Raw genomic sequence first — 7,475 nt, forward strand, 5'->3', positions numbered from 1 at the left:
ACCGGCACGAACACCTTCCTGACCAGCGCGTATGCCAGCCCCATCAGCGGTGCGCACGGCGCGAGCCGTCCGGCGGGGGGGGGGGGGGGGCCCCCGCCCCCGCCCCGGGGGGGGCCCCCCCCCCCCCCGGGGGCCAGCCTTCCGAGGAGCCGGCCCATCCGAGGAGCCGGCTCTCCCAGGGAGCCGGCCCGCCCGGGGCCGGGTTCGGGTACGGGTCGAACCCTGCTGCGCCGGATCAGGGGCCGAGGACTCGTCCATCAGAGGCACGCGGGGGTGGTGGGACCGCACGGGCCACCCGCACTCGGGCACGTGAGCGACGGGTCCGGGCACGCAACGAACGGGGCAGGGCTCGTAGAAGACGGCCCCGTCCAGGCACAGCCGGGGAGAGTCCCGACACAGCGGGGACGGGCTCAGGCAAACGAAAGAGCTGTGGGGGTCATCTCCTTCGAGATGCTCCGCCCACAGCTCCTTGTCGTGCCCAGTGGCTCAACGGCCTCGTCCGGTGCCCCGCGAGCGGGGCGACGGCGAGGGTTCTGGCGCCGCACGAGAGGCCCGTACCCCCGTGTTGGTGACGCTTCGGATGGCGCTTTAGTGGCCCTGCTCATCGCGGCGGCGCTGCCACCGCTGCTCGATGCGGTTCATGACCGAGCGACGCTGCTGCCGATTTGGGCCGCGCGATGCAGCCGCGCCACCACCACCGCCACCGCCCTGCGCCTGCTCGCCCGGCTTGGGTGCCTTGCGCCAGCCGGTCACGGCCAGTACGGCGCAGCCCAGCATGACGAGGAAACCCACCACGCTGATCCAGATCTGCTGGGCAACCATCCCAGTCATGAGGAGCGCGATGCCTGCCAGAAAACCCGCGACCGCCTGGTAGACCCGTCGCCGGGTGTACGTACGCAGGCCGCTACCCTCAAGCGCCGTCGCGAATTTGGGATCTTCGGCGTACAGCGCTCGCTCCATCTGCTCGAGCATGCGCTGCTCGTGCTCCGAGAGCGGCACGGAGTCCTCCTACTCGTCGGTCGCGGGGGGGCGACCGGGGTGCGACCCTTCCAGGATAGGCAGGGAATCGCCCCCGTGAAACCCGCCCCTCTGCGCCAATTCACCCACCAGTACCGCAGTGGTGCCTGATGGCTCTGAGACGTCCATTCCCCACCCGCCGACCCGCCATGCCGGACCGTATGCCCTCGATCATACGGGGGGAACAGGCTGATCGGGTGGCCTGTGGCCGACTGCACGCCTGCCCCACGACCTTTGTCGCGCGCTAGTCCACGCGAGTGACGGTTGGGGCAAGATTCACGGCTGCTCGGCCAGTACGTGCAACTGGGTGGCGACGGAGTGGAAAGCGGGCTGTTCCGCCGCGGCTGCCTCAAGGCGCAGCAGTGCTTCCATCGCGCCGGGCTCGGTGTCCACCAGGACGCCGGGAACCAGGTCCGCGAAGACGCGCACGCCGTGCACCGCGCCGACCCGCAGCCCGGCGGCCGTCACCAGTTCGGAGAGCTGGTCGGCGGTGAAGCGGTGCGGCACCGGGTCGCCGGCGCCCCAGCGGCCTGCCGGGTCGGTGAGCGCCTGCCGGGCCTCGGTGAAGTGGCCGGCGAGGGCGCGGGCGAGCACGGCGCCGCCGAGCCCCGCCGCGAGCAGGCTGAGCACACCGCCGGGCCGGAGCGCGGCCACGGCGTTGCGCACGCCCTCGGCCGGGTCGTCCACGTACTCCAGGACGCCGTGGCAGAGGACCACGTCGTACCCGCCGCGGTCCACCACGTCGAACAGGCCGTGCGCATCGCCCTGCACGCCACGCACCCGGTCGGCCACGCCCGCCTCCGCGGCCCGGCGCTCCAGCGCGAAGAGCGCGTTGGGGCTGGGGTCCACGACGGTGACCCGGTGACCGAGCCGGGCGACGGGCACGGCGAAGTTGCCCGTGCCGCCGCCGGTGTCCAGGACGTCCAGGGCGTCACGCGCTCCCGTGCCGCCCTGGACCTCGGCCTTGGCCCGACGGTCCAGGGCGTCCTTGAGCACCTCCCAGACCACTGCGGTACGGAGGGACGCACGGGGGCGCATCGGGTCTGACACAGCGGGTGGCTCCTCGGCGCGGTGCCCGCACGGCCTGCGGCGGTGCGGGCGAGAAACTGACGTCGTAGAGCCCCAGCCTATTGCCTCCGGAGCCGCGTCCGGGCGCGGTGCGGGTCAGCGCTCCGCTGCGTCCTCGCGTGGCGCCTGCCGGGGCAGCACGGGTTGCAGCACCAGCATGCGTTCCACGATGCGGAGGAACATGCCGGCGTCGCGCAGCAGGTCATCCGCGTCGCGGTCGCTCGCCGCGCCCGGTATGCCCGCCTCCGCCCGCGCTCGGCGGGCGGCGCCCGAGGCGAACAGCGCGCTCCATTCGGTCAGCTCGGGCGTCACCTCGGGAAGCACTTCCCAGGCGCTGCGGATGCGTTGCCTGCGTCGGGGGTTGGTTTCGGGTCGGCCGTGGACGGCGAGGACGGCGGCTGCGGTGCGCAGGGCCGCGAGGTGCGCGGTGGCGAAACGCTCGTTGGGGACGGCGAGGACGGCTGCTTCTTCCAGCCCCTGGTGGGCCTGGGTGAGCAGATCGAGGGCCGCGGGCGGGGCCGTGGCGCGGCGGATGACGGGGTGGACGTCGCTCGCGGAGCCGGGCAACGAAGGGGCAGCGGCGGCACGGTGCCGTCGTGCGGCGGCGGTACTGGCCATGACGAACCTCCTGTCGTCGTCGGGCGGCCCACCGTGTGGTATTGGGACCGCCTTATGTGCCCATCGTGGGGCACACCACTGACAATCGGCCCTGACCTGCACTGATGCGGGATGCGGCGGCATCTGACGGTGGGTCGCGGCGGGTGCTGCCGGTGCCGTACGGAGGCGGTCGGCGGCGCTTGGTGAGCGGGGCGCGGCCGGGCACCGACCACCCGCTGCGGACGGCGATCACATCGCGCCGATTCCCCGCCCGGCCGCCCGACCCCCGCCCCCTCGCCCAGCACCGGCCCCGCACCACCCCGCACCCGGCACCCGGCACCCGACACCCGACACCCGGCGACACCTCTGCCTATGCATCCGGCAACAGACCCGGCGATCCACCCCAAATGCACCCCACCACATCCGGCCGTGCATACTTTTTAGACTGACCAGTCAGATCAAAGGAGTCTCGTGTTCCGTTCCCCTCGTTCCGCCGAGGAGGTCCACTCCCGGGCCGGGGCGGCCGTCACGGCCGAGGGGCTGGGTGTGCGCGGGCCGCGCGGCTGGGCGTTCCGTGACGTCAGCGTGGCCGCCGAGCCCGGCGACCTGCTCGCCGTCGTGGGCCCGTCCGGTTCGGGCCGCACCTGCCTGCTCCTCGCGCTCACCGGCCGGATGCGCATCGCCGCGGGCCGCGCCGAGGTGGCCGGCCTCCAGCTGCCGCGGCAGATGGCGGCCGTACGCCGCGTCACCGGGCTCGGCCCCGTACCCGGCGTCAGCGACCTCGAACCCGCCCTCACCGTCGCCGAGCAACTGCACGAACGCGCCCTGCTCGCGCGCCGCTTCGACGGCCCGGTCCGCGGTCTGTTCCGGCCCCGCCGGGAGCGCGCCGCCGCATCGCGCGCCCGCATCGAGGACGCGCTCCACCGGGTGGGTTTGGAACTGACGGAGTTGCCCAAGGGGCCGCGTACCGCCGTACGCGATCTGGAGCGGCTTGAGGCGCTGCGCCTCTCGGTCGCGCTCGCCCTGATCGGCGCGCCCCGGCTGGTCGCCGTCGATGACCTCGACCTCAAGCTCGGGCCGGACGATCGGGAACGCGCCTGGTCGCTGCTGCGGGATGTCGCCGACGGCGGCACGACGGTGCTCGCGGTGTGCAGCGAGCCGCCGCCCGGCGCCGTCGTGGTGTCCACCGCTCCGGCCGAGCGCGGGGCCGCGGCGGACGGCGCCGAACGGGCGGAGGCGGCGACACAGCCGGGGCCGCAGGCAGGGGCCCGGGCCAAGACAGAGACACAGCCGGGAACGGCGCTTCACACCCCCGCGGCGCGCCACGCAGGACACCGGGACCAGGCATCCGATGAAGGGACGTGCGATGCGATCGCCGAAGCTGGCCGCGCTTGAGCTCAGGCGGTTCGGACGGGGCAAGCTGCCGCGGGTCGCACTGGTCACGATCATGCTGCTGCCGCTGCTCTACGGGGCGCTGTACCTGTGGTCGTTCTGGGACCCGTACACGCGGCTGGACAAGCTTCCGGTCGCCCTGGTCAACGCCGATGCGGGGGCCACGGTCGACGGCGAAAAGGTGGCCGTGGGCGACGAGTTGGTCAAGAACCTGCGGAAGAGCAACACCTTCGACTGGCAGGAGACCAGCGCGGAGCAGGCGCGCGACGGGGTGGAGAAGGGGCGGTACTACCTGTCGCTGACGGTGCCGACCGACTTCAGCGACCGGATCGCGTCGAGCGCGGGGGACGCGCCGGAGGCCGGCGCGCTCCAGGTGCACACCAACGACGCGAACAACTACATCGTGGGATCGATCTCGCGCACCGTGTTCTCCGAGGTCAGGGCCGCAGCGTCGGCCAAAGCGTCGCGCGGTTTCTACGACAAGATCTTCGTGAGCTTCTCCGACCTGCACGGCAAGACGGCGGACGCGGCCAAGGGCGCCGACGATCTCGGTACCGGCATCGGCAAGGCGAAGGACGGTGCCGACAAGCTCCACAAGGGGCTCGACAAGGCCGAGCAGGGCAGCAAGTCGCTCAAGGGCGGCGTGACGAAGCTGCACTCCGGCGCCGGCCGGCTCAAGACCGGTGCGGGGGACGTCGCCGCCGGCACCCAGCAACTTGCCGACAAGGTCAACACGGCCTACCGGGACAACGCGCACGCCCGTGACTTCCTCAAGGAGCACGGCGCCGAGATCGGCAAGGCCGCCAAGCTGGTCGCCGACGCCTCGCAGCGCATCGGCGACGACCTCGGCACGCTCCCGGCGACCACCGCGACCGCGGCGGGCAAGGCACGGTCGGCGGCCGATGAACTGGCCGCGGCCCACCGCACCCAGTGCGCGGCCGACGGCACCACGACGCCCGGCCCGACCCACCCGGGCACCAGCGCCAGCCCGCGTACCGAGAGCGGTCCCCGTACCAGTACCAGTACCAACGCCACCACCAACGGCGATCCCACCGCGCCGCCCGGCGCCCCGTCCACTGGCACCGACCGCACGGGCGCCGAGGCGCCGGCCGCCCCCACCGCGCCCCCGCACGCCCCGGGGACGAGCACGGTGCCGGACGACGCCGCCTGCGGACCGCTCCGCGACGCGGTGGCCGCCGCGCGGAGCACCGCCGAGGTGGCCAAGGACCTCAACGCGCTGGTGCAGCAGAACACCGCCGGGCTCGCCTCGCTCGCCGGCGACCTGGGCGACGTCCGCGACAAGGCGCGTTGGCTGGCGCGGCACGCGCCCCAGCTCGGCCAGGACGTCGACTCCGCGGTGGCCAAGATCAACGCCCTGAACGCCGGCGCCCACCAGGTCGCCACCGGCGCCACGGAACTGCACACCGGCCTCACCGGCGCGAAGAGCGGCGCCACCTCGCTGCACACCGGCGTCGATGACCTGTACACCGGCGCCGGCGACCTCGACGGCGGCCTGTTCAAGCTGGTGGACGGCTCGGAGAAGCTGGCCGGTGGGCTGCACGACGGGGCCCGCAAGATCCCCGACCTGGGCAAGGACGAGCGGGACGCCCGTACGGAGGTGATGGCCGACCCGGTCAAGCTGGCCGCCCAGTCGCTGCACAAGGCGCCGAACTACGGGACCGGATTCGCCCCGTACTTCATCCCGCTCTCGCTCTGGGTCGGTGTGATGGTCGCGTACATGCTCATCCAGCCGCTGAACCGGCGGGCGCTCGCGGCCGGGGCCGCGCCGGTGCGGATCGCCCTGGCGGGCTGGCTGCCGGTGGCCGCGATCGGCGTGGGACAGACGGCCGTCCTGCTGGCCGTGCTGCACTGGGGGCTCGGCCTCCAGATGGCGCGCGCCACCGGGACCGCCGCCTTCCTGACGCTGGTGACCTGCTGTTTCGCCGCCATCGTGCAGTGGCTCAACGCCCGCTTCGGGCCGGCCGGACGGATTCTCGTACTCGCCCTGCTGATGCTCCAATTGACGTCGGCCGGTGGCACGTATCCGGTGCAGACCAGCCCGGCGTTCTTCAACGCGCTGCATCCGCTGCTGCCCATGAGCTACGTGGTGGACTCGTTGCGCAGGCTGATCACCGGCGGTGACCTGACGCTCGTCTGGCAGGGCAGCGTGGTGCTGGCGGCGTTCACGCTCGGCGCGCTCGCGCTGACCACGGTGACCGCCCGGCGCAAGCAGGTGTGGTCGGTGGACCGGCTGCATCCGGAGCTCACACTGTGAACGACGGTGCCCCACCGTCCCCGCGGGCGGGCAGAATCGAGGTCATGGACACCAGCGCTCCACCCACCCCGAAACGGCCCGCGGGGACGGCCTCCGACAAGCGGCGCGAGACCACCCGGCGCAAGCTCTTCGAAGCCGCGGTCACGCTCATCGCCGAACAGGGCTTCTCGTCCACCACCGTGGAGGAGATCGCCGAACGCGCGGGGGTGGCGAAGGGCACCGTCTACTACAACTTCGCGAGCAAGTCCGTCCTGTTCGAGGAGTTGCTGCGGCACGGCATCGAACTGCTGCGGGACGCCCTGCAACGGGCCACCGACGAGGCCACCGCGCGCGGGGGCAACAGCATCGACGCCCTGGACGCGATGATCAGGGCCGTCCTGGTGTTCATCGACCGCTACCCGGCGCTGACCCAGCTCTACGCCGCCGAACTGTGGCGCACCAACCGCGCGTGGCAGTCCACGCTGATGGTGGTGCGGGCGCAGGTGCTCGCCGTGATCGAGTCCGTCCTGCGGGACGGGGTGGCCAAGGACGAGCTGAGCGCGGAGATCGACATCAGTCTCACCGCCTCGGCCCTGTTCGGGATGGTCTTGGTGGCCGCGCTCGACTGGCGTTCGTACCAGCCGCAGCGCTCCATCGACGAGGTGCACGCCGCCCTGTCCCTGCTGGTCCAGGGCCGAGTCTCCGGCACCGGGGCGACCGGCCGGAGCACCGCCGGGGACGTGCCCCAGGGCGCCGAGGGGTGACGGCCGACGCCTGACGCGCGGCTGCGCGGGCGGGCGGGCGGGCGGGCGGGCGGGCGGGCGGGGACACGCTGCCCGGTGCACGCCGGACGGTGAGGCGGACGGGTCCTCCGGTACGCGCCGGACGGGCGAGCAGCGGCCGGTCCTAGCCAAGCGGTACGGGGCAGGACCGAACGGAGCGGGGCGGCGCGGAGCGGGGCGGAGGGAGCGGGACGGAACTGAGCAGGGCGGAGGGAGCGGGACGGGAACGGGAAAGGCGCCGTCCTGGCGCCGATCGATCCCCCTCGACCGGCCCCGGAACAGCGCCTCTGTTGCTCCCCCGTACTTCCCCCGTGCTCCCCCGTGCCCGATCATCCCGGGGCGTGCACCCCGCGCGGGGCCCCCGG

Annotated in this window: 6 protein-coding genes; 3 read left to right on the plus strand and 3 right to left on the minus strand. The window is 73.2% G+C overall.

Annotation, left to right across the window (positions count from 1 at the left end):
* Nucleotides 1-588: 588 nt before the first annotated feature.
* The 3 genes from AAHZ94_RS24695 to AAHZ94_RS24705 all read right to left on the minus strand — a co-directional run bounded on the left by AAHZ94_RS24695 (nucleotide 589) and on the right by AAHZ94_RS24705 (nucleotide 2,703).
* Complete coding sequence (locus AAHZ94_RS24695; RefSeq protein ID WP_349995317.1) at nucleotides 589-999, minus strand: SCO2097 family morphological protein; 411 nt, start codon at nucleotides 997-999, stop codon at nucleotides 589-591.
* A gap of 294 nt (nucleotides 1,000-1,293) precedes the next feature.
* Nucleotides 1,294-2,067 (minus strand): class I SAM-dependent methyltransferase, encoded by a 774-nt coding sequence (locus tag AAHZ94_RS24700; RefSeq protein WP_349995318.1) that lies wholly within the window; start codon nucleotides 2,065-2,067, stop codon nucleotides 1,294-1,296.
* Nucleotides 2,068-2,181: 114 nt separating this feature from the next.
* Nucleotides 2,182-2,703, minus strand: a complete 522-nt coding sequence (locus AAHZ94_RS24705; protein ID WP_349995319.1) for an SAV_6107 family HEPN domain-containing protein — start codon at nucleotides 2,701-2,703, stop codon at nucleotides 2,182-2,184.
* 450 nt (nucleotides 2,704-3,153) lie between these two features.
* On the opposite strand from AAHZ94_RS24705, the gene AAHZ94_RS24710 reads away from it, so the two are divergent.
* From AAHZ94_RS24710 to AAHZ94_RS24720, 3 genes are read left to right on the plus strand one after another with little or no spacing between them, the layout of a single operon-like run.
* The gene (locus tag AAHZ94_RS24710; protein ID WP_349995321.1) at nucleotides 3,154-4,077 is read left to right on the plus strand and encodes an ATP-binding cassette domain-containing protein; all 924 of its coding nucleotides are present in this window, start codon (nucleotides 3,154-3,156) and stop codon (nucleotides 4,075-4,077) included.
* A complete protein-coding gene (locus tag AAHZ94_RS24715; RefSeq protein WP_349995322.1) occupies nucleotides 4,049-6,349 on the plus strand; it encodes a YhgE/Pip family protein in 2,301 nt (766 codons plus the stop codon). The genes AAHZ94_RS24710 and AAHZ94_RS24715 overlap by 29 nt, the downstream gene beginning before the upstream one ends.
* Nucleotides 6,350-6,393: 44 nt before the next feature.
* Nucleotides 6,394-7,092 (plus strand): TetR/AcrR family transcriptional regulator, encoded by a 699-nt coding sequence (locus tag AAHZ94_RS24720; RefSeq protein ID WP_349995323.1) that lies wholly within the window; start codon nucleotides 6,394-6,396, stop codon nucleotides 7,090-7,092.
* Nucleotides 7,093-7,475: the final 383 nt, after the last annotated feature.

Origin of the sequence: Streptomyces sp. HSW2009, from assembly GCF_040240285.1 — a bacterium.
Taxonomy (GTDB): domain Bacteria; phylum Actinomycetota; class Actinomycetes; order Streptomycetales; family Streptomycetaceae; genus Streptomyces.